Origin of the sequence: Burkholderia sp. 22088 (genome assembly GCF_052045915.1) — a bacterium.
Classification (GTDB): domain Bacteria; phylum Pseudomonadota; class Gammaproteobacteria; order Burkholderiales; family Burkholderiaceae; genus Burkholderia; species Burkholderia cepacia.
Window position 1 is genome coordinate 276,621 of record NZ_JBQEPY010000004.1, and the last position, 25,166, is coordinate 301,786.

24 protein-coding genes are annotated in these 25,166 nt (G+C 65.5%); 3 read left to right on the forward strand and 21 right to left on the reverse strand.

The window, feature by feature from the left end:
* Positions 1-73: 73 nt before the first annotated feature.
* On the reverse strand, positions 74-562 hold the full coding sequence (locus tag ACTJLD_RS09630) for an Lrp/AsnC ligand binding domain-containing protein (protein ID WP_011351353.1): 489 nt from the start codon (positions 560-562) through the stop codon (positions 74-76).
* Between the two features lie 145 nt (positions 563-707).
* Between ACTJLD_RS09630 and ACTJLD_RS09635 the strand changes: the two genes are divergently transcribed.
* Positions 708-1,994: a D-amino acid dehydrogenase gene (locus ACTJLD_RS09635; RefSeq protein ID WP_027788049.1), complete on the forward strand. Its 1,287-nt coding sequence runs from the start codon at positions 708-710 to the stop codon at positions 1,992-1,994.
* 100 nt (positions 1,995-2,094) lie between these two features.
* Here ACTJLD_RS09635 and ACTJLD_RS09640 read toward each other — a convergent pair whose 3' ends face one another.
* From ACTJLD_RS09640 to ACTJLD_RS09665, 6 genes are all read right to left on the reverse strand, one after another.
* On the reverse strand, positions 2,095-3,885 hold the full coding sequence (locus ACTJLD_RS09640) for an acyl-CoA dehydrogenase (protein WP_134321258.1): 1,791 nt from the start codon (positions 3,883-3,885) through the stop codon (positions 2,095-2,097).
* Between the two features lie 98 nt (positions 3,886-3,983).
* On the reverse strand, positions 3,984-4,919 hold the full coding sequence (locus tag ACTJLD_RS09645) for an electron transfer flavoprotein subunit alpha/FixB family protein (protein ID WP_027788051.1): 936 nt from the start codon (positions 4,917-4,919) through the stop codon (positions 3,984-3,986).
* A 16-nt stretch (positions 4,920-4,935) separates the two neighbouring features.
* Positions 4,936-5,685 (reverse strand): electron transfer flavoprotein subunit beta/FixA family protein, encoded by a 750-nt coding sequence (locus tag ACTJLD_RS09650; RefSeq protein ID WP_021157446.1) that lies wholly within the window; start codon positions 5,683-5,685, stop codon positions 4,936-4,938.
* Positions 5,686-5,913: 228 nt separating this feature from the next.
* On the reverse strand, positions 5,914-6,708 hold the full coding sequence (locus ACTJLD_RS09655; RefSeq protein ID WP_027788052.1) for a MetQ/NlpA family ABC transporter substrate-binding protein: 795 nt from the start codon (positions 6,706-6,708) through the stop codon (positions 5,914-5,916).
* Between the two features lie 31 nt (positions 6,709-6,739).
* A complete protein-coding gene (locus ACTJLD_RS09660) occupies positions 6,740-7,393 on the reverse strand; it encodes a methionine ABC transporter permease (RefSeq protein WP_006486982.1) in 654 nt (217 codons plus the stop codon).
* Positions 7,383-8,417, reverse strand: a complete 1,035-nt coding sequence (locus ACTJLD_RS09665; RefSeq protein ID WP_027788053.1) for a methionine ABC transporter ATP-binding protein — start codon at positions 8,415-8,417, stop codon at positions 7,383-7,385. The genes ACTJLD_RS09660 and ACTJLD_RS09665 overlap by 11 nt, the downstream gene beginning before the upstream one ends.
* A 216-nt stretch (positions 8,418-8,633) precedes the next feature.
* Between ACTJLD_RS09665 and ACTJLD_RS09670 the strand changes: the two genes are divergently transcribed.
* Positions 8,634-9,554: a lysophospholipase gene (locus ACTJLD_RS09670; RefSeq protein WP_440658612.1), complete on the forward strand. Its 921-nt coding sequence runs from the start codon at positions 8,634-8,636 to the stop codon at positions 9,552-9,554.
* Between the two features lie 30 nt (positions 9,555-9,584).
* Here the strand turns inward: ACTJLD_RS09670 and ACTJLD_RS09675 are convergent, their stop codons facing one another.
* Positions 9,585-10,508 carry a histone deacetylase family protein gene (locus tag ACTJLD_RS09675; RefSeq protein ID WP_021157450.1) on the reverse strand — a complete coding sequence of 308 codons (924 nt, stop codon included), beginning with the start codon at positions 10,506-10,508 and terminating at the stop codon, positions 9,585-9,587.
* A gap of 43 nt (positions 10,509-10,551) precedes the next feature.
* On the opposite strand from ACTJLD_RS09675, the gene mltB reads away from it, so the two are divergent.
* A complete protein-coding gene (gene mltB / locus ACTJLD_RS09680) occupies positions 10,552-11,895 on the forward strand; it encodes a lytic murein transglycosylase B (protein WP_440658614.1) in 1,344 nt (447 codons plus the stop codon).
* Positions 11,896-11,973: 78 nt separating this feature from the next.
* On the opposite strand, the gene cysM is transcribed toward mltB, so the two are convergent.
* The 13 genes from cysM to pheA form a co-directional block, all read right to left on the reverse strand.
* Positions 11,974-12,876 carry a cysteine synthase CysM gene (gene cysM, locus ACTJLD_RS09685; RefSeq protein WP_027788056.1) on the reverse strand — a complete coding sequence of 301 codons (903 nt, stop codon included), beginning with the start codon at positions 12,874-12,876 and terminating at the stop codon, positions 11,974-11,976.
* A gap of 214 nt (positions 12,877-13,090) precedes the next feature.
* Positions 13,091-13,438, reverse strand: coding sequence for a ComEA family DNA-binding protein (locus tag ACTJLD_RS09690; protein ID WP_021157453.1), 348 nt, complete (start codon positions 13,436-13,438; stop codon positions 13,091-13,093).
* A gap of 73 nt (positions 13,439-13,511) precedes the next feature.
* A complete protein-coding gene (gene rfaD / locus ACTJLD_RS09695) occupies positions 13,512-14,504 on the reverse strand; it encodes an ADP-glyceromanno-heptose 6-epimerase (protein WP_027788057.1) in 993 nt (330 codons plus the stop codon).
* Positions 14,505-14,567: 63 nt separating this feature from the next.
* Positions 14,568-15,518: a D-glycero-beta-D-manno-heptose-7-phosphate kinase gene (rfaE1, locus tag ACTJLD_RS09700; protein WP_051363294.1), complete on the reverse strand. Its 951-nt coding sequence runs from the start codon at positions 15,516-15,518 to the stop codon at positions 14,568-14,570.
* A 7-nt stretch (positions 15,519-15,525) separates the two neighbouring features.
* Positions 15,526-16,926 (reverse strand): UDP-glucose dehydrogenase family protein, encoded by a 1,401-nt coding sequence (locus ACTJLD_RS09705; protein ID WP_059695835.1) that lies wholly within the window; start codon positions 16,924-16,926, stop codon positions 15,526-15,528.
* A 90-nt stretch (positions 16,927-17,016) separates the two neighbouring features.
* Positions 17,017-18,189 carry a lipopolysaccharide assembly protein LapB gene (gene lapB, locus ACTJLD_RS09710; protein WP_059485227.1) on the reverse strand — a complete coding sequence of 391 codons (1,173 nt, stop codon included), beginning with the start codon at positions 18,187-18,189 and terminating at the stop codon, positions 17,017-17,019.
* Positions 18,190-18,242: 53 nt separating this feature from the next.
* Positions 18,243-18,536, reverse strand: a complete 294-nt coding sequence (locus tag ACTJLD_RS09715; protein ID WP_021157458.1) for a lipopolysaccharide assembly protein LapA domain-containing protein — start codon at positions 18,534-18,536, stop codon at positions 18,243-18,245.
* Between the two features lie 210 nt (positions 18,537-18,746).
* Entirely contained in the window at positions 18,747-19,070 is a 324-nt protein-coding gene (locus ACTJLD_RS09720) for an integration host factor subunit beta (RefSeq protein WP_006486894.1), read from the reverse strand.
* A gap of 22 nt (positions 19,071-19,092) precedes the next feature.
* Positions 19,093-20,805 (reverse strand): 30S ribosomal protein S1, encoded by a 1,713-nt coding sequence (gene rpsA, locus ACTJLD_RS09725; RefSeq protein ID WP_027788061.1) that lies wholly within the window; start codon positions 20,803-20,805, stop codon positions 19,093-19,095.
* A 142-nt stretch (positions 20,806-20,947) separates the two neighbouring features.
* Positions 20,948-21,634 carry a (d)CMP kinase gene (cmk, locus tag ACTJLD_RS09730; RefSeq protein ID WP_006476573.1) on the reverse strand — a complete coding sequence of 229 codons (687 nt, stop codon included), beginning with the start codon at positions 21,632-21,634 and terminating at the stop codon, positions 20,948-20,950.
* A 13-nt stretch (positions 21,635-21,647) separates the two neighbouring features.
* A complete protein-coding gene (gene aroA, locus ACTJLD_RS09735; RefSeq protein WP_440658617.1) occupies positions 21,648-22,952 on the reverse strand; it encodes a 3-phosphoshikimate 1-carboxyvinyltransferase in 1,305 nt (434 codons plus the stop codon).
* 13 nt (positions 22,953-22,965) lie between these two features.
* Positions 22,966-23,892, reverse strand: coding sequence for a prephenate dehydrogenase/arogenate dehydrogenase family protein (locus ACTJLD_RS09740; protein ID WP_059498475.1), 927 nt, complete (start codon positions 23,890-23,892; stop codon positions 22,966-22,968).
* Between the two features lie 186 nt (positions 23,893-24,078).
* Entirely contained in the window at positions 24,079-25,161 is a 1,083-nt protein-coding gene (gene pheA / locus ACTJLD_RS09745; protein ID WP_440658618.1) for a prephenate dehydratase, read from the reverse strand.
* Positions 25,162-25,166: the final 5 nt, after the last annotated feature.

Below are 25,166 nucleotides of genomic sequence, written 5' to 3' on the forward strand. Positions count from 1 at the left end.
TGTACATTTATACAGTATCGGGCGCAGCGTGCCAAGGGCGGGATAAAGGGTCCGGCGGCCTGCCGCCGGTACGTCAGTCGCCCACCGCGATCGTCAGCGTCTCCTTGATTTCTTCCATCACGACATAGCTCTTCGACTGCACGGCGCCGGGCAACTGCAGCAGGATGTCGCCGAGCAGCTTGCGGTAGTCGGCCATTTCGCCGATCCGCGCCTTGATCAGGTAGTCGAAATCGCCGGACACGAGATGACACTCGAGCACCTCGTCGATCTTCATCACTTCCCGGCGGAATTGCTCGAACATGTTGCCGCCCTTGTGGCCGAGCGTGATCTCGACGAACACCAGCAGCGCGGCATCCAGCTGGTGGGGATCGACACGCGCGTGATAACCGGTGATCACGCCGTCCCGCTCCATGCGCCGCACACGCTCGATGCACGGCGTGACGGTCAGTCCGACCTGTTCCGCGAGGTCCTTCATCGCCATCCGGCCGTCGTCCTGGAGCAGTTTCAGGATGCGCCGGTCGAGCTTGTCGAGCGAGCGTACGGGCTGACGTTGCGTTCTCATTTGTTTATGCTGAAAACCTGAAAAATACGATAACAAAACCTACACATTCGACAATACCATAGCGAAAAAAACTAGATCAGCTAGAGGTTACACGGAGCCGCAGGTGCGCCCGGCCTCGATCTGGTCCCTTCCATCTGGAGCAGCTATGCGAGTCGTCATTCTGGGCAGCGGTGTGGTGGGCGTGGCAAGCGCGTATTACCTCGCGCGCGCCGGTCATGAAGTCACGGTGATCGACCGGGAGGCCGGCCCGGCACTCGAGACGAGCTTCGCGAACGCTGGCCAGATCTCCCCCGGCTATGCCGCGCCGTGGGCCGCCCCCGGCGTGCCGCTGAAGGCCGTCAAATGGATGTTCGAGAAACACGCGCCGCTCGCGATCCGCCTCGACGGCACGCGCTTCCAGCTCCAGTGGATGTACCAGATGCTGCGCAACTGCACGGCCGAGCGCTATGCAGTCAACAAGGGCCGCATGGTTCGCCTCGCCGAATACAGCCGCGACTGCCTGCAGGCGCTGCGCGCCGATACCGGCATCCAGTACGAAGGCCGCACGGGCGGCACGCTGCAACTGTTCCGCACGCAGCAGCAACTCGATGGTGCAGCGAAGGACATCGCCGTCCTTCAGGAAGCGAACGTGCCGTTCGAACTGCTGTCGCCGGCCGACCTGAAGAATGCCGAACCGGCCCTCGCCGCCGTTTCGCACAAGCTGACGGGCGGCCTGCGTCTGCCGGGCGACGAAACGGGCGACTGCCAGCTGTTCACGACGCGTCTCGCGGCACTCGCGGAATCGCTCGGCGTGAAGTTCCGCTACAACACGCCGATCGATGCGCTCGCGATCGCGGGCGGCAAGATCGCCGGCGTGCAGTGCGGCAGCGAGACGGTGCGTGCGGACGCGTACGTCGTCGCGCTCGGCTCGTACTCGACCAGCTTCATCTCGAACCTGATGAAGATCCCCGTCTATCCGCTGAAGGGCTATTCGATCACCGCGCCGATCGTCAACGAAGCGGCCGCGCCCGTGTCGACCGTGCTCGACGAAACCTACAAGATCGCGATCACGCGTTTCGACCAGCGCATCCGCGTCGGCGGCATGGCGGAAATCGTCGGCTTCGACAAGAAGCTGCGCGCCGCGCGCCGCGAAACGCTCGAAATGTGCGTGAACGACCTGTTCCCGGGCGGCGGTGACACGTCGAAGGCTACGTTCTGGACGGGCCTGCGCCCGATGACGCCGGACGGCACGCCGATCGTCGGCCGCACGCCGGTGTCGAACCTGTTCCTGAACACCGGTCACGGCACGCTCGGCTGGACGATGTCGTGCGGTTCGGGCCAACTGCTCGCGGACCTGATCTCGGGCAAGATGCCTGCGATCCAGGCTGACGACCTGTCGGTACACCGTTACCTGAAGGACGTGGCAGGCCAGACGCGCCCGGCCTACGCATAAGCCGCTGCCGCCCGCAGCAATGCGGGCCTGCCGGCCGGCATCAAAAAGAAAGGCGCCCCGTGGGGCGCCTTTTTCATGACCTCGAGTGTCCCGCGAAGAATCAGAACTGGTCTTCCGTCAACGCGAGCACGCCCTCGTTGCCCTTCGTGCCGACAATCGACGCTTCGAGCGCGCCTGCCTGCACCAGCACCTGCTCCGCATAGAGCTGCGCGATCGCGATCTTCGCACCGAAGAACGCCGGGTCGCTCGCGCGGTTCGCCTGCGCGGCCACCAGCGCACGCGCCATCTGCCATCCGCACAGCACCACGCCCGCCAGCTTCAGGTACGGCACGCTGCCCGCGAACACCGCATTCGGGTCCTGCTTCGCGTTCGCCAGCACGTAATCCACCACCGACGACAGCGCCTTCGCGCCCTTCTCCAGTTGCACCTTCATCGATGCGGCCGCCGCACCGTCCAGCTTGCCCAGCGCCGCGACAGTCTCGCCGATTTCGGCGATCAGCGCCTTCGCCACCGCGCCGCCGTCGCGCAGCGTCTTGCGGCCCACCAGGTCGTTCGCCTGGATCGCCGTCGTGCCTTCGTAGATCGCCAGGATCCGCGCATCGCGGTAATACTGCGCCGCGCCGGTTTCCTCGATGAACCCCATCCCGCCGTGCACCTGCACGCCCAGGCTCGCCACGTCGTTCACCATCTCCGTGCTCCAGCCCTTCACGACCGGCACCAGATATTCGTAGATTGCCTGATGACGCGCCCGCGTCGCCTCGTCCGAATGGCGGTGGGCAATGTCGCTGTGCGCCGCGGCCACGTATGCCAGCGAGCGCGCGCCTTCGGTCAGCGCGCGCATCGTGCCGAGCATCCGGCGCACGTCCGGGTGATGGATGATCGTCACCGACTGCTTGGCCGACCCGTCCACCGGGCGGCTCTGCACGCGCTCCTTCGCGAATTCCGCGGCCTTCTGGTACGCGCGGTCGGCCACGCCGATCCCCTGCATCCCGACGCCGAAGCGCGCCGCGTTCATCATGATGAACATGTATTCGAGGCCGCGGTTTTCTTCGCCGATCAGGTAACCGATCGCGCCGCCGTTATCGCCATATTGCAGCACCGCCGTCGGGCTCGCCTTGATCCCGAGCTTGTGCTCGATCGATACGCAGTGCACGTCGTTGCGCGCGCCCAGCGAGCCGTCCTCGTTCACCAGGAACTTCGGCACGATGAACAGCGAGATGCCCTTCACGCCTTCCGGCGCGTTCGGCGTGCGTGCCAGCACCAGGTGGACGATGTTGTCCGCCATGTCGTGCTCGCCCCACGTGATGAAGATCTTCGTGCCGAACACCTTGTACGTGCCGTCGCCCTGCGGCTCGGCGCGCGAACGCACCAGCGCAAGATCCGAGCCCGCCTGCGGCTCGGTCAGGTTCATCGTGCCGGTCCATTCGCCCGAGATCAGCTTCGGCACGTAGCGCTGCTTCTGCTCGTCGGTGCCGGCCGTCAGCAGCGCCTCGATCGCGCCGTCGGTCAGCAGCGGACACAGCGCGAACGACAGGTTCGACGCGTTCAGCATCTCGATGCACGGCGTCGCGATCAGCTTCGGCAGCCCCTGGCCGTCGTATTCGGACGGGTGCTGCAGCCCCTGCCAGCCGCCTTCGACGAACTGGCGGAACGCTTCGCCGAAGCCCGGCGTCGCGGTCACGACACCGTCCTTCCAGCTGCTCGGATTGCGGTCGCCTTCGACGTTCAGCGGCGCCAGCACCTCGCCGCAGAATTTCGCGGACTCGTCGAGCACGGCCTGCGCCGTGTCGTAACCGGCGTCCTCGAAACCCGGTAGTTGCGCAACGGTGTCGATGCCCGCGAGTTCCTTCAGCACGAACAGCATGTCCTTGACGGGGGCGTTATAGCTCATGGTGTGTCTCCCTCTTCTCTCTTCTGTCGATGGCGAAAAAAAGGGGCGCTCGTCGCGCCCCTCTTCTCGTGTGCTTACCGCCTGAGCGTCACACTGCGTCAGCCGAGCTCGTTCACGAGCTCCGGCACGAGCGCGAACAGATCGCCGACGAGGCCGTAGTCGGCCACGCTGAAGATCGGCGCTTCCGGATCCTTGTTGATCGCGACGATCACCTTCGAATCCTTCATGCCGGCCAGATGCTGGATCGCACCCGAGATGCCGACCGCGATGTACAGCTGCGGTGCGACGATCTTGCCGGTCTGGCCGACCTGGTAGTCGTTCGGCACGTAGCCGGCGTCGACTGCCGCGCGCGATGCGCCGAGCGCTGCCGACAGCTTGTCGGCCAGCGGCTCCAGCACCTTCGTGTAGTTCTCGCCGCTGCCCAGACCGCGGCCGCCCGACACGATGATCTTCGCGCTGGTGAGCTCCGGACGGTCCAGCTTCGTCACTTCACGGCTCACGAACTGCGACTTGCCGGCGTCTGCCGCTGCTTCGATCTTCTCGACCGACGCGCTGCCGCCTTCCGCTGCCACCGGATCGAAACCGGTCGCACGCACCGTGATGACCTTGATCGGGTCGCTCGACTGCACCGTCGCGATCGCGTTGCCCGCGTAGATCGGGCGCTCGAACGTGTCGGCACTGTCAACCGCCGTGATGTCCGAGATCTGCGCGACGTCCAGCTTCGCGGCGATACGCGGCGCGATGTTCTTGCCGTAGGCCGTCGCCGGCGCGAGGATGTGTGAATAGTCCTTCGCGATGTTCAGCGCGGTCGCTTCGACGTTTTCCGCGAGACCTGCTTCGAGTTGCGGCGCGTCGGCCAGCAGCACCTTCGATACACCCGCGATCTTTGCTGCCGCGTCGGCTGCGCCTTGCGCATTGTGGCCTGCGACCAGCACGTGAATGTCGCCACCGATCTTCGCTGCCGCCGCCACCGTGTTCAGCGTCGCGGCCTTGATCGACGCGTTGTCGTGTTCTGCAATCACCAGAATCGTCATTTCTTTCCGCTCCCTCTTACAGCACCTTGGCTTCGGTCTTCAGCTTCTCGACCAGCGTCTTCACGTCCGGCACCTTCACGCCGGCTGCGCGCTTCGGCGGCTCGGCCACCTTCAGCGTCTTCAGACGCGGCGCGACGTCCACGCCGAGGTCTTCCGGCTTCACCGTTTCCAGCGGCTTCTTCTTCGCCTTCATGATGTTCGGCAGCGTCACGTAGCGCGGCTCGTTCAGGCGCAGGTCGGTCGTCACGACCGCCGGCAGCGTCAGCGACAGCGTTTCCGCGCCGCCGTCGACTTCGCGTGCAACCGTTGCCTTGCCGTCCGCGATCGTCACCTTCGATGCGAACGTCGCTTGCGGGAGACCGGCCAGCGCGGCCAGCATCTGGCCCGTCTGGTTCGAATCGTCGTCGATTGCCTGCTTGCCGAGGATCACCAGTTGCGGCTGCTCCTTGTCGACCAGCGCCTTCAGGATCTTCGCGACGGCCAGCGGCTCGACGCTGTCGTTCGATTCGACGAGGATCGCGCGATCCGCGCCGATCGCCAGCGCCGTGCGCAGCGTTTCCTGCGCTTGCGTCACGCCCACCGACACCGCGATCACTTCGGTCGCGACGCCCGCTTCCTTCAGGCGCACCGCTTCTTCCACCGCGATTTCGTCGAACGGGTTCATCGACATCTTCACGTTCGCGATGTCGACGCCCGTGTTGTCCGACTTCACGCGGACCTTCACGTTGTAATCGACCACTCTTTTCACTGGCACCAGGATTTTCATGCACACGCTCCAAAGTTACGAATACGACCAGAGGCCATTCTATAGCGAGGCCTCATGACTGCGCGGCCAAGCGGACCCAACCATCATGGTTGTCGAGGATACCGCTTCTTGACGACGCGCCAATGATAGCGAACGATCGTTCTATTTTAAAAGAGAAAAAACCCGGACGCAAAGCCCGGGTTTTCGATCATCGACTCTAATCTCTCCGGGCGTCCCGTTGTTCGCCCGTTACCAGGCGGCAATGACCGCTCCGCCGAACTTGCCTTCGATGAACTGCTTCACATCGGCCGAATGATAGGCCGCGATCAGTTTCGCCACCCACGGCTTGTTCCGGTCCGCCTCGCGGATCGCCAGGACGTTCGCGTACGGGCCGCTCGGCCCTTCGATCGCGATCGCGTCCTGTTTCGGTTTCAACCCCGCTTCCATCGCGTAGTTAGTATTGATCGCGGCCGCGTCGACGTCGCCGAGCGAACGCGGAATCTGCGCCGCATCAAGCTCGACGATCTTCAGCTTGCGCGGATTGTCGACGATATCGAGCGGCGTCGCCTTCAGCCCCGCGTCCGCACGCAGCTTCAACAGGCCCTGCTTCTGCAGCAACAGCAACGCACGGCCGCCGTTGGTCGGATCGTTCGGAACCGCGATGCGCGCGCCCGGCTTCAGTTCGGCCAGCGACTTCACGCGCTTCGAATAGATGCCCATCGGGAACGTGACGGTATCCGCGACCTTGATCAGCTTGTAGCCGCGATCCTTCACCTGCGCCTGCAGATACGGGTCGTGCTGGTAGCTGTTCGCATCGAGGTCGCCCGACGCGAGCGCGGCGTTCGGCTGCACGTAATCGGAGAATTCGACGATGCGGATGTCGAGGCCGCTCTTCGCCGCGACCTTCTTCACCGCCTCCATGATCTGCGCGTGCGGCCCACCCGTCACGCCCACCTTGATGGTTTCGGCCTGTGCGTGCGCACCCGCGAACAGCGCGGCTGCGCCGAGTGCCACCGCGAACTTCAGCATGAAGCGTCGTTGCATCGTCTCTCTCCCCTAACGGATCAATTTCGTCTTATTTGTGACTCAGCCGGCGGACGAGCCAGTCGCCGAACGACTGCACGATCTGCACGAACACGATCAGGATCGCGACGACCGTCCACATCACTTCCGGCAGATAGCGCTGATAACCGTAGCGGATCCCGAGATCGCCGAGCCCGCCGCCGCCGATCGCGCCCGCCATCGCCGAATAGCCGACCAGCGACACGAACGTGATCGTCAGGCCCGCGACGACACCCGGCAGCGATTCGGGCAACAGCACCTTGAAGACGATCTGCGACGTGGTCGCGCCCATCGATTGCGCGGCCTCGATCAGCCCGCGGTCGACTTCGCGCAGCGCCGTCTCGACGAGACGCGCGATGAACGGCGCGGCCGCGAGCGTCAGCGGCACGACCGCCGCGGCCGTGCCGATCGACGAACCCGTGACGAGCCGCGTAAACGGAATCACCGCGACCAGCAGGATGATGAACGGCGTCGAGCGGACGGCATTCACGATGCCGCCGAGCACGCGATTCACCGCGAGGTTCTGCAGCACGCCCTGGCGGTCGGTCAGGTAGAGCAGCACGCCGAGCGGCAGACCGACGAGCGCGCCGACCGCCCCGGAGATGCCGACCATGATCAGCGTCTCCCAGAACGACTGCACGAACATATCGAACATCTCACTCAACATACGAAAGCTCCTCTACCACCACACCTTGTTCGCGCAGGAACGCGAGCGCCTGCCCGACCTTGCCCGGCTCGCCGCCCGCGAGCACCGCGAGCGAACCGAATGCCTGACCCTGGATCTCGTCGATCTGGCCATGCAGGATGTTGAAATCGAGTTCGTACCGACGGATCGTTTCCGACAGGATCGGCTGGTCGACGCCCGAGCCCGTAAACGCCAGCCGCAGCAGATGCCCGCTGCCGGTCTTCAGCCGCTCGGCCACGCGCGCCTTCAGCGCGGGCGGCAACTCCTGCGCGATCACGTCGCCGATCAGGGCGCGCGTCACCTCGTGATGCGGCTGCAGGAACACGTCGATCACGCGGCCTTCCTCGACCACGCGCCCCGCATCGAGCACCGCGACGCGATCGCACACCTGCTTGATCACTTCCATCTGGTGCGTGATCAGCACGATCGTCAGGCCGAGTTCGCGGTTGATGCGCTTCAGCAGGTCGAGGATCGAGCGCGTGGTCTCGGGATCGAGCGCGGACGTCGCTTCGTCCGACAGCAGCACCTTCGGCTGGCTCGCGAGCGCGCGTGCGATGCCGACGCGCTGCTTCTGCCCGCCGCTGATCTGCGACGGATAGCGATCCTTCTGCGCGGACAGCCCGACGAGGTCGAGCAGCGGCAGCACCGCGGCCTCGATGTCGGCACGGCTTGCGCCGGCCAGCTCGAGCGGCAGCGCGACGTTGTCGAACACCGTGCGCGACGACAGCAGGTTGAAGTGCTGGAAGATCATGCCGATCTCGCGTCGCGCCTCGCGCAGCGCGCCAGCCGACAGCAGCGTGAGATCGAGCCCGCCGACGACGACATTGCCTTCGGTCGGCCGCGTGAGCAGGTTGATGGTGCGCACGAGCGTGCTCTTGCCGGCGCCGCTTCGGCCGATGATGCCGAACACCTCGCCCTGCGGGATCGTCAGGTTGATGTTGCGCAGCGCCTCGACCCAGCCGCCCGGCCCGGGAAATCGCTGCGAAAGATTGCGTAATTCGATCATGTAAACAAAACGGCGGCCGGCCGGCGAGTTGGCCCGCCAGTCGGCCGCCGATGCATCTGGAATAACCGTCGATTTTACCGCAAACCCCTCATTCCCCTTAATAATCGATTTCGATCTTTTCATAACCGCACGAAATTAGAGGGATGCCGCTGGCGCGCCACGACGATGCCGCGACTATGATCCGGAACACCAACCAACCGACAGGGGACACGCCAGATGACCGCCACCACCACGCCGGCCGCCGCACCTGCCACCGCCGGACCGGCGCCATCGTCCCCACCCGCGCCGACGATGGGCCGCCTGCGTACCGCCGACGGGCTCGAACTGGCGTCGTACCGCTGGCCGGCTGGCGACGGCACCGAGCCGCCGCGCGCGACGATCGCGCTCGTACATGGCCTTGCCGAACACGCGGGTCGCTATGCCGCGCTCGCCGGCCGGCTGAATGCGGCCGGCATCGAGGTGCTCGCGATCGACCTGCGCGGGCACGGCCAGTCACCCGGCAAACGCGCCTGGGTCGAGCGCTTCGACGGCTATCTGAACGATGCGGATGCGCTGGTCGCCGAAGCCGCACGCGGCAATTCGCCGCTGTTCCTGATGGGGCACAGCATGGGCGGGGCGGTCGCGGCGCTGTACGCGATCGAACGCGCGCCGGCACGCGGCCACGAGCTGGCCGGCCTCGTGCTGTCGAGCCCGGCGCTCGCGCCGGGACGTGACGTGCCGCGCTGGATGCTTGCTGTGAGCCGCGTCATCAGCCGCATATGGCCGACCTTCCCCGCAATCAGGATCGATGCCGCGCTGCTGTCGCGCGATCCGGCCATCGTCGCAGCCAATCGCGCCGATCCGCTCGTCCATCATGGCCCGGTGCCCGCGCGCACCGGCGCGGAGATTCTCGACGCGATGGCACGCATCGAAAGCGGTCGCGGCGGGCTGCGCGTTCCGGTGCTCGTCTATCACGGCACCGAGGACAAGCTGACCGAACCCGACGGCAGCCGTGCGTTCGGTGCGTGCGTCGGCTCGCCCGATCGCACGTTGACGCTGTACGAAGACGGCTTTCACGAAACGATGAACGATCTCGAACGCGATCGCGTGATCGACGCGCTGATCGCGTGGATTCATGCGCGCGTGCCGGCGCGCTGAGCGCGTCCGGCCCGGCCGGTCACGCGATCGTCAGATGCCGGCCAGTACGCGCAGGTGCGCGACGACGCTGCGCCCGAGCGCGGACAGGTTGTAGCCGCCTTCGAGGCAGCTCACGATGCGCCCCTGCGCATGCCGGCGCGCCACCTCGACGATCTGCGCGGTCAACCATTCGAAATCGGCTTCGACGAGGCCGAGATTGCCGATGTCGTCCTCGCGATGCGCATCGAAACCCGCGGACACGAACAGCATCTGCGGCTTGAACGCATCGAGGCGCGGCAGCCAGAACATGTCGACGGCTTCGCGGATCGCCATCCCGTTGCTGCGCGCGGGCATCGGCAGGTTGACCATGTTCGGCGCCTGGTGATCGACGCCCGAGAACGGGTACAGCGGATGCTGGAAGAAGCTGCACATCAGCACCCGCTCGTCGTTCGCGAACGCCGCCTCGGTGCCGTTGCCGTGATGCACGTCGAAATCGATGATCGCGACACGCTCCAGACCGTGTACGTCGAGCGCATGTCGCGCGGCGATCGCGACGTTGTTGAAGAAGCAGAAACCCATCGCACGCGCAGGCTCCGCATGGTGGCCGGGCGGACGCACGCCACAGAACGCATTCGCATAGCGGCCTTCGATCACCGCGTCGGTCGCCGCGATCGCGGCGCCGGCCGCACGCAACGCCGCGCGCCACGTATCGCGGTTCATCAGCGTATCGGGATCGATCTCGACGTAGCCGTCGACCGGCGTCATGCTCCGGATGTAGTCGATGTGCGCCTGCGTATGCACCCGGCCCAGCGCCACCTCGCTCGCGAACGGCGCGGTTTCGTGCACGATCAGATCGTCGATGCGGCTCGCGATCAGTTGATCCTGGATCGCCGACAGGCGGGCCGGACATTCCGGATGCCATTCCCCCATCTCGTGCAGCATGCAGTCGGGGTGCGTATAGAAAGCGGTTGCCATAAGCTGTCATCCGCGGCGCACGGTGCGCCGCAGGTCTCCATCAATGATGTCCATCGTCTGCCGCGAATTCGCCGCTAACTTACCACAACGGGGGCCTGCCACGCCCCGGCGCGCCGGATCCGTCGGGTATACTGCGCCGAACCCAATCGCCCTGTCCGCCCGCTTCGACATGAATTCCAGCAAGCCTGCCGCCCTTCTCTCCGCGCTGTTCCGTGTTCGCGTTCCGCTCGTCGCGGCCGCTGTCGTCGCGGCCCTCGGCGCCGCGCCCGCCGGCGCGCAGACGCAACCCGCGAAGCCCGCGGGCACGCTCGTCGCACAGGCCCAGCCGCAACAGCCGACGCCGCAAGGCCAGACCTTCGAAGAGGAAATCGTTCCGCAGCGTTACGCGAACAACGCGAAGGTCGACGCGTTCATCGACGAGATGGTCAGCCGCAACGGCTTCGACTCCGCGAGCCTGCATGCGCTGTTCTCGCGCATCAGCTATTCGGCGACAGCGGTCAAGCTCGTGAAACCGGCCCCGTCGCCGACGGTCAAGAACTGGCGCATCTATCGCTCGCGCTTCATCGAGCCGATCCGCATCAACGCGGGCGTGAAATTCTGGAAGGCGAACCAGGCAACGCTGCAGCGTGCATCCGAGCAATTCGGCGTGCCGCCCGAGGTGATCGTCGGCATCATCGGTGTCGAGACGATCTACGGCCGCTACATGGGCAATTTCCGCGTGCTCGACGCGCTGACGACGCTCACGTTCGACTATCCGGACACGCCGAATCGTGACAGCCGCCAGGCGACGTTCCGCAAGAACCTCGAGGATTTCCTGGTCTGGACCCGCGACAACCAGCTCGACCCGACCACCGTGCTCGGTTCGTATACGGGCGCGATCGGGATTCCGCAGTTCCTGCCGAGCAGCATCCGCGAATATGCGGTCGACTTCGACGGCACGGGCCATGTCGACCTGCGCAGCAGTCCTGTCGATGCGATCGGCAGCGTCGCGAACTACCTGAAGCAGCACGGCTGGGAAACCGACCGCCCGGTGGTCTGGCAGATCACGCCCGACACGGGCAGCCTGGGGATCGCACAGGCCGCCGCCGACGGCCAGCCCGAACCGCACTGGGCACTGTCGCAACTGCTGCGCGCGGGCATGACGCTGAACGAGCCGACGGTCAACATCACGACCGAAGCCGGCACGCCCGTGACGGTGGTCGACCTGCCGTCGCCGGGCCGCGCGACCGAATACATGCTCGGGCTCAAGAATTTCTACGTGCTGACGCGCTACAACCGCAGCTTCTTCTACGCGCTTACCGTGTACCAGCTTGGCGAGGCTGTAAAGGCGCAGATGGAAGCGAGCGGCGCACTTCAGCCGAATACCACCGATACACAGTCGCAGTAAGCACCGCCCGCCCAATGAAAAAGCGCCGCACAAGCGGCGCTTTCTTTTCGTACGCGTGCGACGCGCATCTGCCCGCGTTCAGGCAGGAAACACGCCCGTGGACAGGTAGCGGTCGCCGCGATCGCAGACGATGAACACGATCGTCGCATTCTCGACCTGACGCGCGATGCGCATCGCGACTTCGCATGCGCCGCCCGACGAAATGCCCGCGAAGATGCCTTCGACAGCCGCGAGGCGGCGCGCCATCGTTTCCGACGCAGCCTGGCTCACGCTCTCGACGCGGTCGACACGGCTGCGATCGAAGATCGTCGGCATATAGGCTTCCGGCCACTTGCGGATGCCCGGAATGCGCGAACCGTCTTCCGGCTGCGCACCGACGATCTCGATCGCCGGATTTTGCTCCTTCAGATAGCGCGACGTGCCCATGATCGTGCCCGTCGTGCCCATTGCCGACACGAAGTGCGTGACGCGCCCTTCGGTATCGCGCCAGATTTCCGGGCCCGTCGCTTCGTAGTGCGCAATCGGATTGTCGGGGTTCGCGAACTGGTCGAGGATCACGCCCTTTCCTTCGCGCTGCATCTCGTCCGCGAGATCACGTGCCAGTTCCATCCCGCCCTTCACCGGCGTCAGGATGATTTCGGCACCGTAGGCGGCCATGCTCTGGCGGCGCTCGACCGACAGGTCCTCCGGCATGATCAGCACCATCTTGTAGCCGCGGATCGCCGCTGCCATCGCGAGTGCGATACCGGTGTTGCCGCTGGTCGCCTCGATCAGCGTGTCGCCCGGCTTGATGCGCCCGCGCGCCTCGGCCTTGCTGATCATCGACAGCGCCGGGCGATCCTTCACGGAACCGGCCGGATTGTTGCCTTCGAGCTTCGCGAGCACCACGTTGTTGCGCGCGCGAATCTCGTCGTCCGGCAAGCGGACCAGTTGGACGAGCGGCGTATTGCCGATCGTGTCTTCGATAGTTTTGTAAGCCATGGATATACCGTGAGTACGAGGCCGATCAATCGATCGATTGTAAACCAGCACCGCTGCTCGCGCCGGCAACCCCATTGCGGCGATGGAATACGCATGCCGTGCAACGCGTGGACGCCGCATGCGCCGTGCCCACGCAAAAAACCCGCGGCATGCCGCGGGAAGCCGTCGCAACGACGGCGACTGAAGGAGCTTGTTGTCGGCTGCGCGCGACGCGTTACTTCTGCGTGGTGGTGCGGGCAGGTGCGGCCGCAGGCTTGCCGGCGGCCGGCTTGCCCGGGGCCGGCTGCGCGGCACCCGTGCCGGCCGCACCGATCGTCAGGCCTTCCTGCTGAAGCCGCTCGACGGTATGGCCGCCCATGCCTTTCACGCGTGCGGCGAGATCCTCCGCATTCCTGAACGGACCGCGTGCGCCGCGTTCGTCGAGAATCGCCTTTGCCCGCGCCGGGCCGATACCCTTGATGCCGACGAGCGCATCCTCGTTGGCGGTGTTGACGTCGACGGCCGCCCAGGCCGAGGCGATCGTGCCGAGCATTGCCGCTGCGGCCAACCATTTTCTGATCATGTGCTGGATCTCCGATGAATACGGCCGGCGGCTGCCGACCGTGAGACCCAGTCTATCGACGCAACGCTTCCGTTTAAACCTGGCCGGATAGCCAACGCACGTAGCGGTCGACGCCTTCCTGCACGGTCAGGAACGGTGCGTCGTAACCGGCCGCGCGCAGTTTCGTCTGGTCGGCCTGCGTGAAGCACTGGTACTTGCCGCGCAGCGCATCGGGGAACGGCACGTATTCGATCAGCCCTTGCTCGACCTGCTGCGCGAGCGTCAGCGGCGGCAGGTTGTCGAGCGCGCGCAACGTATTCACGACCGTCGACGCGATATCGTTGAACGGCTGCGCACGGCCGGTCCCGAGGTTGAAGATGCCCGACTTCTCCGGATGATCGAAGAAGAACAGGTTCACCTTGGTCACGTCCTCGATCGACACGAAGTCACGCGTCTGCTCGCCCGGTGCATAGCCGTTGTACTCGCCGAACAGCTTCACCTTGCCTTCCGCACGGAACTGGTTGAAGTTGTGGAACGCGACCGACGCCATGCGGCCCTTGTGCGTCTCGCGCGGGCCGTACACGTTGAAATAGCGGAAGCCGGCGATCTGGCTCTGCGCGGTCGGCAGCACACGACGGACCACCTGGTCGAACAGGAACTTCGAATAGCCGTAGACATTCAGCGGCGCCTCGACGTCGCGCTCCTCGACGAATCGCGTCGAGCCGCCGTAGGTCGCCGCCGACGACGCGTACAGGAACTGCGTGCCCTGTGCGAGGCAGGTGTCGAGCAACGCGCGGCTGTAGCGGAAGTTGTTGTCCATCATGTAGCGGCCGTCGGTTTCCATCGTGTCCGAGCACGCACCTTCGTGGAACACCGCGCGCACCTTGCCGAAATCGCCGCGCGCGAAACGTTCGACGAATTCCGACTTGTCCAGATAGTCGTCGATCTCGCAATCGACGAGATTCCGGAACTTGTCCGCGCGCGTCAGGTTGTCGACCGCGATGATGCGCGTCTCGCCGCGCTCGTTGAGCGCCTTGACGATGTTCGCGCCGATAAAACCGGCTGCGCCGGTGACGATGAGGGTCATGATCGTCCTGCCTGAAAAGTGCGAGCCATGCGTGCGGCGCGCTCATCGCGCCGCCGCATGCGCTCAATGAAACAGTTCGTCGTAGTCCACCGTGGCCGTGCCGAGCTTGCCGACCACGATGCCTGCCGCGCGATTCGCGAGCACGACGGCGTCGACGAGCGGCACGCCTGCGCCGAGCATCGTCGCGACCGTCGCGATCACGGTATCGCCCGCGCCCGACACGTCGAACACCTCGCGCGCGAGCGCCGGTGCGTGCAGTTCGCCGGTGGCGGAAAACAGCGTCATGCCTTCTTCCGAACGCGTGAGCAGCAGCGCGTCGATGTCGAGTTCCGCGCGCAGCTTCGCGACACGTGCGCGCAGATCGTCTTCCGATTTCCACTGCCCGACCACTTCGCGCAATTCCGCGCGATTCGGCGTGATCAGCGACGCACCGCGATAGCGCGCCCAGTCGTCGCCCTTCGGGTCGACGAGGACGGACTTGCCGGCCGCGCGCGCCTTCTCGATCATCGTCGTGACGTGCGTCAGGCCGCCTTTCGCGTAATCCGACATCAGCACGACGTCGTGCTGCGGCAGCAGCGCATCGAAGCGCGCGAGCCCCGCGAGCAGCACCTCGTGCGTCGGCATGGCCTCGAAGTCGACGCGCAGCAGTTGCTGCTGGCGCGCGAGCACGCGCAGCTTGATCGTGGTCGGCAGCGCCGGGTCGCGCTCGAGATGCGGCGTCACGCCGCTGCTGCCGAGCAGTTCGACGATGCGCTCGCCGGGTTCGTCGCACCCGACGACGCACAGCAACCCGGCCTGGCCGCCGAGCGTCACGGCGTTGCGCGCGACGTTGGCCGCACCGCCGAGCCGCTCTTCCTGGCGCTGCACGTGCACGACCGGCACGGGCGCCTCGGGCGAAATGCGATCGACGTTGCCGAACCAGTAACGGTCGAGCATCACGTCGCCGACGACGAGCACGCGCGAGCGCGCGAGTTGCGCACGCGGCACCGGAACGACCTCGCGGAGAGTATTCATCGTGTGATCAGCCACGGGAGGACGACTGGGGATCGACATACGGCCGGCCGATCGCGTAGTAGTCGATGCCGAGTTCGGCCATCGCATCCGGCTCGTACAGGTTGCGCCCGTCGAAGATCACCGGCGCCTTTAGTTCAGCCTTCAGGCGCGTGAAATCAGGGCTCCGGAATTCCTTCCACTCGGTCACGATCACGAGCGCGTCCGCGCCCGTCACGGCGATGTCCTGCGTGTCGACGAGATGCAGCCGCGCCAGCGCGTCCGGATCGGTACCGAAATCGAGCGCAAACACGCGCCGCGCCTCGTCGACCGCGACCGGATCGTACGCACGCACGGTCGCGCCGCGTTCGAGGAGCGCGGCGATCAGGCGGCGGCTCGGCGCCTCGCGCATGTCATCGGTGTTCGGCTTGAACGCCAGGCCCCAGACCGCGAACTCGCGGCCGGTCAGGTCGGCACCGAAGCGCTGCTCGATCTTGCCGATCAGCACGTCCTTCTGCGCATGGTTGGCCGCCTCGACGGCTTCCAGGATGCGCAACGGCTGGCCGTTCTCGCCGGCCGTGCGAATCAGCGCCTGGACGTCCTTCGGGAAGCACGAGCCGCCGTAGCCGACGCCGGCGTACAGGAAGTGATAGCCGATGCGCGGATCGGAGCCGATCCCGCGGCGCACGGCCTCGATGTCGGCGCCGACCTTGTCGGCGAGATTCGACATCTCGTTCATGAACGAGATACGCGTTGCAAGCATCGCATTCGCCGCATATTTCGCGAATTCCGCCGAACGCACGTCCATGTAGATCGTGCGCTCATGGTTGCGGTTGAACGGCGCGTAGAGCTTCTTCATCTTCTCGCGCGCGATCGTGCCCGTCTCGTCGCCGTCGACGCCGATGATGATCCGGTCCGGACGCATGAAGTCCTCGACCGCGGCGCCTTCCTTCAGGAACTCCGGGTTCGACACGACCGAAAAGCGATGCGCGACGCTGCCCGCCAGCCCGCGGGCGGCAAGCGCTTCGTCGACCACGCCGCGCACGCGCTGTGCGGTACCGACCGGCACCGTCGACTTGTCGACGATCACCTTGAAGCCCGTCATGTGGCGGCCGATGTTGCGCGCGGCTTCGAGCACGTACTGCAGGTCGGCCGAGCCGTCCTCGTCGGGCGGCGTGCCGACGGCGATGAACTGGATCTCGCCGTGCGCGACGCTTGCCTCGATGTCGGTCGAGAAGCGCAGGCGCCCCGCTGCGCGGTTGCGCGCGATGATGTCCAGCAGCCCAGGTTCGTGAATCGGCATCCCGCCGTTGTTCAGGATGTCGATCTTGCGCGGATCGACGTCGAGGCAGAATACGTCGTGGCCGATCTCCGCCAGGCAGGCGCCCGTGACGAGACCGACATAGCCGGTGCCGATGATGGTGATTTTCATAGATGTTCCGGTACTTCCCGGTAATTGACTAACTTGGCCGCCGGGACGAACCCGGCGGCAACCGCAGCGCGTTGGCTCCGCGTGCCGGGATCAGCCCGGCATCGCAGGATCGACGCGACGCGGCGCATAGGTTTCCCAGCCGCTGCAGCCCGGACACTGCCAGTAGAAATTGCGCGCCCGGAAACCGCAATTCTGGCACGTATACCGTGGCAAATTCTTGGTGCGCTGCTTGATCAGCGCACGCATCATTTCAAGTTCCTTACGGCGTGGCTCGTCGGCCGCCGCGATCTGCGCATCGAGCAGGTGCAGCATCCCCGACAGGTTCGGCGACTTCTCCATCTGCGTGCGCGCGAGCGTGTGCGCCGCGTCCTGGCCGCGCAAGCCCGCGATGTGCTGGTATGCGATGTCGAGCAGGTCGTTCGACGGATAGCGGTCGACATAGCCCATCAGCAGCTCGGCGCCCTCGGCGTTCTTGCCGAGCGCGACGTACGCCTTCATCAGCTTGTCGGCGACGAGCGGCAGATACGCCGGATTCTGCGCCTCGACGCGCTTCCAGTGCTCGATCGCGGCCGCATGGTTGCCCTCGGCCGCCGCGGCGTCGCCGGAGAGGATCGTCGCGCGAACGTTCTGCGGGTTCACGGTCAACGCGAGGCGCAACTGTTCGGCAGCCGCTGCCGCGTTCTTGCGCTGCAGCGCGTCCTGCGCAAGTTCGCAGTGAAACTGCGCAATTTCGACGCCGAGCGGTTTGTCGCTCATCGACTCGATGCGCTTCGCCGTATCGATCGACTTGTTCCAGTCCTTCTCGATCTCGTAGATCGTCAGCAGCGCCCGCTGCGCGCCGAGTGCGTAATCGCCGTCGGCGAGTTTGTGGAACGCCTCCTCGGCGCGATCGAGCAGGCCGGCCTTCAGAAAATCCTGGCCGAGTTCGTACAGTGCGTGGTCGCGCTCGTTGACCGGCAGGTCCGTGCGGCTCAGCAGGTTCTGGTGCACGCGGATCGCGCGGTCGGTTTCGCCGCGGCGGCGAAACAGGTTGCCGAGCGCGAAGTGCAGCTCGACCGTCTCGGGATCCAGCTTGGCGACCTCGATGAACGCGTCGATCGCCTTGTCGGGTTGTTCGTTCAACAGAAAATTCAGGCCGCGGAAATACGAGCGCGGCAGGTTGGCACTCTCCGACAGGAGATTCTTAAGGTCATAGCGTGACGCCGCCCAACCGAGCGCGAACGCGACCGGAATCGCGAGCAACCACCAGAAATCCAGATCCATGCGAAATATCGAAGCAGAGACGAAAACCGCGCGATGATCGCGCGGCGTCCGTGTTAAATGACGGGCGGCATCGGCGGCTGGTCGATGACGGCCGGCGTTTCGCGCGCCGCGCGCAGATCGCGCTTCAGGCGCCCGTTCTCGAGACGCAGGCGGAAGATCGAAGGCAGCGCGGACAGCAAGCCGGCCAGCAGCCCCACGGCGAAGAACGCGAGGCCGATCAGGATCAGCGGCGCCTGCCATGAATAGCCGGCCACGAAATTCAGCGTCGCGGTTTGCGTATTGGCCAGCGCAAGCACCAGCAGCAGTACGAACACCAATACCCGGATCAGCCAGACGATAAACTTCATGAAGCCCTCTCTTTGTTGAGGTTTGCCGCGGCGCGCGACTCCCCTTCGTCGCGCCGAATCGACCCGTATTGTAAAGGAAGCGTTTCCGCGGCTGCGCACATCCTGCACGCACCCGTTGCGTCGCATTCGCTGGAAATGAAAAAAGCGCCCGCAAGGGGCGCTTTTCTTTTCAGCCTTCGCCGGATGGGTTCCGGGCAATCCGGGTGACGCTCAACGCTCGTCGTCCGGATCGTCAGCCTTCAGCGGCTCACCGGCGCGGCCGTCGACGCGTTCCCGCAATTCCTTGCCAGGCTTGAAGTGCGGCACGAACTTCTCGGGCACCTGCACTTTCTCCCCTGACTTCGGGTTGCGTCCGACGCGCGCCGGGCGACGGTTGAGGCCAAAGCTGCCGAAACCCCGAATTTCGATACGATGCCCTTTCGCCAGAGCGTCAGACATCGCATCGAGCATCGTTTTCACCGCGAAATCCGCATCCTTGAGGACAAGTTGCGGAAATCGCGATGCCAGCTGCGCGACCAACTCGGATTTGGTCATACTTCAGCAGACCTCGTGAGGCTTACTGGTTCTGGCCGTCGAGCTTCGCCTTCAGCAGCGCGCCGAGGTTGGTCGTACCGGTCGCAGCAGCGCTGGTGTCCGACTGCAGGCCGCGGATCGCTTCCTGTTGTTCAGCCGAATCCTTCGCCTTGATCGACAGGTTGATGCCGCGCGACTTGCGATCGATGTTGATCACCATCGCGTTGACCTTGTCGCCTTCCTTCAGCACGTTGCGTGCGTCTTCGACGCGATCCTGCGAGATTTCCGACGCACGCAGGTAGCCTTCGATGTCGCCCGTCAGCGTGACGACCGCACCCTTCGCATCGACCGTCTTCACGACGCCGTCGACGATCGAGCCCTTGTCGTTCATTGCAACGTAGTTGCTGAACGGGTCGCCTTCGAGCTGCTTGATGCCGAGCGAAATACGCTCCTTCTCGACGTCGATACCGAGCACGATCGCTTCGACTTCGTCGCCCTTCTTGTACTTGCGAACGGCTTCTTCGCCGGCTTCGCTCCACGACAGGTCCGACAGGTGGACCAGGCCGTCGATGCCGCCCGGCAGACCGATGAACACGCCGAAGTCGGTGATCGACTTGATTGCGCCCGTGATCTTGTCGCCCTTCTTGAAGTTGCGGCTGAAGTCATCCCACGGATTCGGCTTGCACTGCTTCATGCCGAGGCTGATACGACGACGGTCTTCGTCGATCTCGAGGACCATGACTTCGACTTCGTCGCCCAGCTGGACAACCTTCGACGGAGCAACGTTCTTGTTGGTCCAGTCCATTTCCGACACGTGGACGAGGCCTTCGATGCCCGATTCCACTTCGACGAATGCGCCGTAGTCGGTGATGTTCGTGACCTTGCCGAACAGGCGCGTGCCCGACGGGTAACGGCGCGAGATGCCTTCCCACGGATCGTCGCCCAGTTGCTTGATGCCCAGCGAGACGCGGTTCTTCTCTTGGTCGAACTTGAGGATCTTCGCGGTGACTTCCTGGCCAACCGACAGGACTTCGCTCGGGTGACGCACACGACGCCATGCGATGTCGGTGATGTGCAGCAGGCCGTCGATGCCGCCGAGGTCGACGAACGCGCCGTAGTCGGTGATGTTCTTGACCACGCCGTTGACGATCGCGCCTTCCTTCAGCGTCTCGAGCAGCTTCGCGCGCTCTTCGCCTTGGGTTGCTTCGATCACTGCACGACGCGACAGCACGACGTTGTTACGCTTGCGATCGAGCTTGATCACGCGGAACTCGAGCGTCTTGCCTTCGTACGGGGTCGTGTCCTTGACCGGACGCGTGTCGACCAGCGAACCCGGCAGGAACGCACGGATGCCGTTGACCATCACGGTCATGCCGCCCTTCACCTTGCCGGTGATCGTGCCGGTGACGAGTTCGTTGTTGTCGAGAGCCTTTTCCAGCGACAGCCACGATGCAAGGCGCTTCGCCTTGTCGCGCGACAGGATCGTGTCGCCGTAGCCGTTTTCGAGTGCGTCGATCGCGACGGACACGAAATCGCCCGACTGCACCTCAACCTCGCCCTGATCGTTCAGGAATTCCTCGATCGGAATGTAAGCCTCGGACTTCAGGCCTGCATTGACGACCACGAAGTTGTGGTCGACGCGCACGACTTCGGCGGAAATCACTTCGCCGGCGCGCATGTCTTGGCGGGTCAGCGACTCTTCGAACAGAGCCGCGAAAGATTCAGTATTCGGGGTGGAGGTTTGCAGGTCGGACATAAAAATCTGATTGTGCATGGATCGCTGTGCCACGCCGGCCGGAATGGCAGGCTGAAAGGGCCAGATCGACGACCACACGGGGTTAAGGGTTCGAAACACGCTCCGCGCTTGCGACGCGGAACACCTACTGCTACCCGCCTTCTCAGGCGGGCTGGCCGAGCGCCCGGTACCACTGCAGCACCTGGTCGACCGCTTCATCGACCGAAAGCGCCGACGTATCGAGCAGCTTGGCATCTGCCGCAGGCTTCAGCGGCGCGGCCGCGCGATTGCTGTCGCGCGCGTCACGTTCACGAAGATCCCGGAGCAAGTCATCTATATTAGCAGAAAAACCTTTTTGCATCAATTGCTTATGCCGTCTGGTCGCGCGCGCCTCGGCGCTGGCCGTCAGGAACACCTTCAACACGGCGTCCGGGAAGATCACGGTGCCCATGTCGCGCCCGTCTGCAACGAGGCCCGGCGTCTTGCGGAACGCGCGCTGACGCGCGACGAGCGCGGTGCGCACCGGCCCATGCACGGCAATCGCCGATGCGCGGTTGCCGACCGCTTCGGCACGGATGTCGTTCGACACATCGACGCCGTCGAGCTGCGCGCAGCCCTCCCGGAACGTGATGTGGAGATCGTCGATCAGCTTCACCAGCGCGTCGATGTCCTCTGCCGCGATGCCGTAGCGCACGCTCGCGAGCGCGGCGAGGCGGTACAGCGCGCCGCTGTCGAGCAAGTGGAAGCCAAGATGCGCGGCGACGAGCGCGGCGACGGTGCCCTTGCCGGAAGCAGTGGGACCGTCGATCGTGATGACGGGAGTCGGGTGAAAGGGTCGGGTCGATTTCATCGGAACAGTCGGGTCAGGCTTTGGCGAGCGCGGCGAAGCGGTCGAAATAGTCGGGGAACGTCTTGCCGACGCACTTCGGATCGTTGATCCGCACGGGCACACCGCCCAGGCTGACGAGCGAGAAACACATCGCCATCCGGTGATCGTCGTACGTGTCGATCGCCGCGTTCGGCGTGAGCTTTTCCGGCGGCGTGACGACGAGATAGTCAGGGCCTTCCTCGACGATCGCGCCGACCTTGCGCAGTTCGGCCGCCATCGCCGCGATGCGGTCGGTTTCCTTCACGCGCCAGCTTGCGATGTTGCGCAGCTTGCTCGGGCCGGCGGCAAACAGCGCCGCGACCGCGATCGTCATCGCCGCATCGGGAATCAGGTTGAAATCCATGTCGATCGGCTCGAGCTTGCCGTGGTCGTGGCCGATGCCGCGCACTTCGATCCAGTCGTCGCCCATCGTCACGTTCGCGCCCATCTGCATCAGCGCGTTCGCGAAGCCGACGTCGCCCTGGATGCTCGCGCGCCCCACGCCCTCGACACGCAGCGGCCCGCCGCCGAGCGCGCCAGCCGCGAGGAAATACGACGCCGACGATGCGTCGCCCTCGACCATGATCTGCCCCGGCGATTTGTAGCGAACCCCGGCCGGCACGACGAAGCGCTGCCAGCCGTCGCGCTCGACGGTCACGCCGAAGCGCTCCATCAGCCGGATCGTGATGTCGATGTACGGCTTCGAGATCAGCTCGCCGTCGATCTCGACGACGATCCGGCCGTCCTTCGCCTTCACGAGCGGCAGCGTCATCAGGAGCGCCGTGAGGAACTGGCTCGACACGTCGCCGCGCACGCGGATCGGCGCATCGACCGAGATCGTCGCGGGTTTGATCCGCAGCGGCGGGAAGCCTTCGTTCAGCTCGTAGTCGATCTGCGCGCCGATCTGGCGCAGGCCGTCGACGAGATCGCCGATCGGCCGCTCGTGCATGCGCGGCACGCCGTGCACGCGATAGTCGCCGCCGTTCACCGCGAGCGCGGCGGTCAGCGGCCGCACGGCCGTGCCCGCGTTGCCGAGGAACAGGTCGGCCGTCTTCGCGGTGAATGCGCCGCGCGTGCCCGTGACGACACAGGTATCGCCGTCGCGCGCGAGCTTCACGCCGAGCTTGCCGAGTGCGTCGAGCATCACGCGCGTGTCGTCGGAGTCGAGCAGGTTGGTGATCGTCGTTTCGCCTTCGGCCAGCGCCGCGAGCAGCAGCACGCGGTTCGAAATGCTCTTCGAGCCGGGCAGGCGCACGGTGCCCGATGCGCTGGAGTACGGGCCGAGATCGAGATAGTCCATGGGAATCGTCCTGTTATTTCTTGACCGGTTCGGCAGCGGGCGCGCCGCCGCGCTCCTGCCATGCCTTGCGCGCGGCGCGCGAACGCGTGAACACGGCTTCGAGCGCCGCGCCGTCGCCGGCGTCGATCGCCGCGCGCAGCCGCGTGAGCACGCGCGTATAGCCGTCGAGCTCGTCGAGCAGCGCCGCGCGATTCGCGACGCACACGTCGCGCCACATCTCCGGGCTCGACGCCGCGATGCGCGTGAAATCGCGGAAACCGCCCGCCGCATACGAGAATTTGAGTTCCGCGTCGGCCTCGCCGAGGATCTGCTCGACGAGCGCGAACGACAGCACGTGCGGCAAATGGCTGATCGACGCAAACACGCGATCGTGCTGCTCCGTGCTCATCGTGCGCACGTCGGCGCCGGTCGCACGCCACATCGCGTCGATCCGCGCGACGGATTCGGGCGCATTCTCCGGCAGCGGGCACAGCACCACGTTGCGGCCGACGTACAGATCCGGCAACGCGGCCTCGACGCCGCTCGACTCGCGACCGGCGATCGGATGCCCCGGCACGAACTGCGCGATGCGTGCGCCGAGCGCGTCGCGCGCGGCCGCGACGACATCGGACTTGGTGCTGCCCGCATCGGTGACGATCGTCGCCTCTTCAAGCCACGGCGCGATGCGCTTGAGCAACGGGCCCGTTTGCGCAACGGGTGCGGCCAGCAGCACGAGATCGGCGCCGGCCAGCGCGTCGCGCAATTGCGCGTCATCGTCGAGTGCCGCCGCGCGATCGATCACGCCGAGCGCGAGCGCGCGCTCGACCGACGCACGCGAACGCCCCACGCCGACAACCTCGCCCGCACCGCCCGGCGCGCGTTCGCGCAGCGCGCGGGCTAGCGATCCGCCGATCAGGCCGACGCCGAAAATGACCAGTTTGTTGAATGCAAAGCCTGACACGACAAGAGCCAAGTTACGCGCGCGGAACGACGCCCCGCATGCGGAATTCCAGATTCCGGGCAACGGGCCCGCACCCGGCGCAACCTGCGCCGGACGCGGGCCGAACCCGCCTTCGGCAGCGCCAACCGGCCTGCCCTGCCCGCCTCGCCGCAACGCCTGCCCGAGCAGGCGACGGGCCGCCGCGCATCAGCGTGCGCGCGGATACGAACCGAGTATCTTCAGGAACGCGGCCTTCTGGCCGAGTTCCGCGAGCGCGGCCGCCACCGCCGCATCGTCCCGGTGCCCTTCGATATCGATGTAGAAGTAGTACTCCCACGTGCCGACGCGCGCCGGGCGCGACTCGAAGCGCGTCATCGACACGCCGTGCCGCGCGAGCGGCTCGAGCAGCTTGAACACGGCGCCCGGCTCGTTCTTCACCGACACGATCAGCGACGTCTGGTCGTGACCGCTTTGCCCGGCCGGCTGCTTGCCGACGATGACGAAGCGCGTGCGGTTGTGCGGATCGTCCTGGATCAGCGAGAACGCGATCTGCAATCCGTAGTGCGCGGCCGCACGATCGCCCGCGATCGCCGCGACGGTCGGATCGGCCGCCGCGAGACGCGCGGCCTCCGCGTTGCTCGCCACGGCCTGCCGCTCGAGCTGCGGCGCATTCGCCGCGAGCCACTGCTGGCATTGCGCAAGCGCCTGCGCATGCGCGCAGACGCGCTTCACGCCGTCGAGCGTGCCGCCCTGCGTCAGCAGGTTGTGATGGATCGGCAGCGCGAGCTCACCGCTGATCAGCAATTGCGTCTGCAGCAGCAGGTCTAGCGTGCGCGACACGGCGCCTTCGGTCGAATTCTCGACCGGCGCGATGCCGTATACGGCAGCCCCGGCCTCGACCGAGCGGAATACTTCGTCGATCGACGGGCACGGCAGCCCTTCGATCGACTGGCCGAAATACTCGAGCATTGCCTGCTCGCTGTACGTGCCGACCGGCCCGAGGAACGCGACGTGGATCGTCTGCTCGAGCGCGCGGCTCGCGGCCATGATCTCGCGCCAGATGGCGCTGATGTGCTCGCTCGCGAGCGGCCCCGCGCTCATGTCCTGCAACCGCGCGATCACCTGCAGCTCGCGCTCCGGCCGGAACACCGGCGCGTTGAAATGCTTCTTGACCTCGCCCACCTCCAGCGCCACCGCGGCGCGCTGGTTCAGGAGCGCGATCAGCTGCGCATCGATCGCGTCGATGCGATCGCGCAGCGGTTTCAGGCGGGAATTCAGTTCGTCGTCCATGCGTT

Excerpts from the sequence above, each read along its gene's own strand:
- ACTJLD_RS09655 (WP_027788052.1), bottom strand. The coding sequence starts at position 6,708 with ATGCAACGACGCTTCATGCTGAAGTTCGCGGTGGCACTCGGCGCAGCC.
- pheA (WP_440658618.1), bottom strand. The coding sequence starts at position 25,161 with ATGGACGACGAACTGAATTCCCGCCTGAAACCGCTGCGCGATCGCATC.
- ACTJLD_RS09715 (WP_021157458.1), bottom strand. The coding sequence starts at position 18,536 with ATGAAGTTTATCGTCTGGCTGATCCGGGTATTGGTGTTCGTACTGCTG.
- mltB (WP_440658614.1), top strand. The coding sequence starts at position 10,552 with ATGATGTCCATCGTCTGCCGCGAATTCGCCGCTAACTTACCACAACGG.
- ACTJLD_RS09660 (WP_006486982.1), bottom strand. The coding sequence starts at position 7,393 with ATGTTGAGTGAGATGTTCGATATGTTCGTGCAGTCGTTCTGGGAGACG.
- ACTJLD_RS09670 (WP_440658612.1), top strand. The coding sequence starts at position 8,634 with ATGACCGCCACCACCACGCCGGCCGCCGCACCTGCCACCGCCGGACCG.
- cysM (WP_027788056.1), bottom strand. The coding sequence starts at position 12,876 with ATGGCTTACAAAACTATCGAAGACACGATCGGCAATACGCCGCTCGTC.
- ACTJLD_RS09650 (WP_021157446.1), bottom strand. The coding sequence starts at position 5,685 with ATGAAAATCCTGGTGCCAGTGAAAAGAGTGGTCGATTACAACGTGAAG.
- rpsA (WP_027788061.1), bottom strand. The coding sequence starts at position 20,805 with ATGTCCGACCTGCAAACCTCCACCCCGAATACTGAATCTTTCGCGGCT.
- ACTJLD_RS09690 (WP_021157453.1), bottom strand. The coding sequence starts at position 13,438 with ATGATCAGAAAATGGTTGGCCGCAGCGGCAATGCTCGGCACGATCGCC.
- ACTJLD_RS09635 (WP_027788049.1), top strand. The coding sequence starts at position 708 with ATGCGAGTCGTCATTCTGGGCAGCGGTGTGGTGGGCGTGGCAAGCGCG.
- cmk (WP_006476573.1), bottom strand. The coding sequence starts at position 21,634 with ATGAAATCGACCCGACCCTTTCACCCGACTCCCGTCATCACGATCGAC.
- rfaE1 (WP_051363294.1), bottom strand. The coding sequence starts at position 15,518 with ATGAATACTCTCCGCGAGGTCGTTCCGGTGCCGCGTGCGCAACTCGCG.
- ACTJLD_RS09665 (WP_027788053.1), bottom strand. The coding sequence starts at position 8,417 with ATGATCGAATTACGCAATCTTTCGCAGCGATTTCCCGGGCCGGGCGGC.
- ACTJLD_RS09645 (WP_027788051.1), bottom strand. The coding sequence starts at position 4,919 with ATGACGATTCTGGTGATTGCAGAACACGACAACGCGTCGATCAAGGCC.
- ACTJLD_RS09630 (WP_011351353.1), bottom strand. The coding sequence starts at position 562 with ATGAGAACGCAACGTCAGCCCGTACGCTCGCTCGACAAGCTCGACCGG.
- aroA (WP_440658617.1), bottom strand. The coding sequence starts at position 22,952 with ATGGACTATCTCGATCTCGGCCCGTACTCCAGCGCATCGGGCACCGTG.
- ACTJLD_RS09675 (WP_021157450.1), bottom strand. The coding sequence starts at position 10,508 with ATGGCAACCGCTTTCTATACGCACCCCGACTGCATGCTGCACGAGATG.
- ACTJLD_RS09640 (WP_134321258.1), bottom strand. The coding sequence starts at position 3,885 with ATGAGCTATAACGCCCCCGTCAAGGACATGCTGTTCGTGCTGAAGGAA.
- rfaD (WP_027788057.1), bottom strand. The coding sequence starts at position 14,504 with ATGACCCTCATCGTCACCGGCGCAGCCGGTTTTATCGGCGCGAACATC.
- ACTJLD_RS09705 (WP_059695835.1), bottom strand. The coding sequence starts at position 16,926 with ATGAAAATCACCATCATCGGCACCGGCTATGTCGGTCTCGTCACGGGC.
- ACTJLD_RS09720 (WP_006486894.1), bottom strand. The coding sequence starts at position 19,070 with ATGACCAAATCCGAGTTGGTCGCGCAGCTGGCATCGCGATTTCCGCAA.
- lapB (WP_059485227.1), bottom strand. The coding sequence starts at position 18,189 with ATGGATCTGGATTTCTGGTGGTTGCTCGCGATTCCGGTCGCGTTCGCG.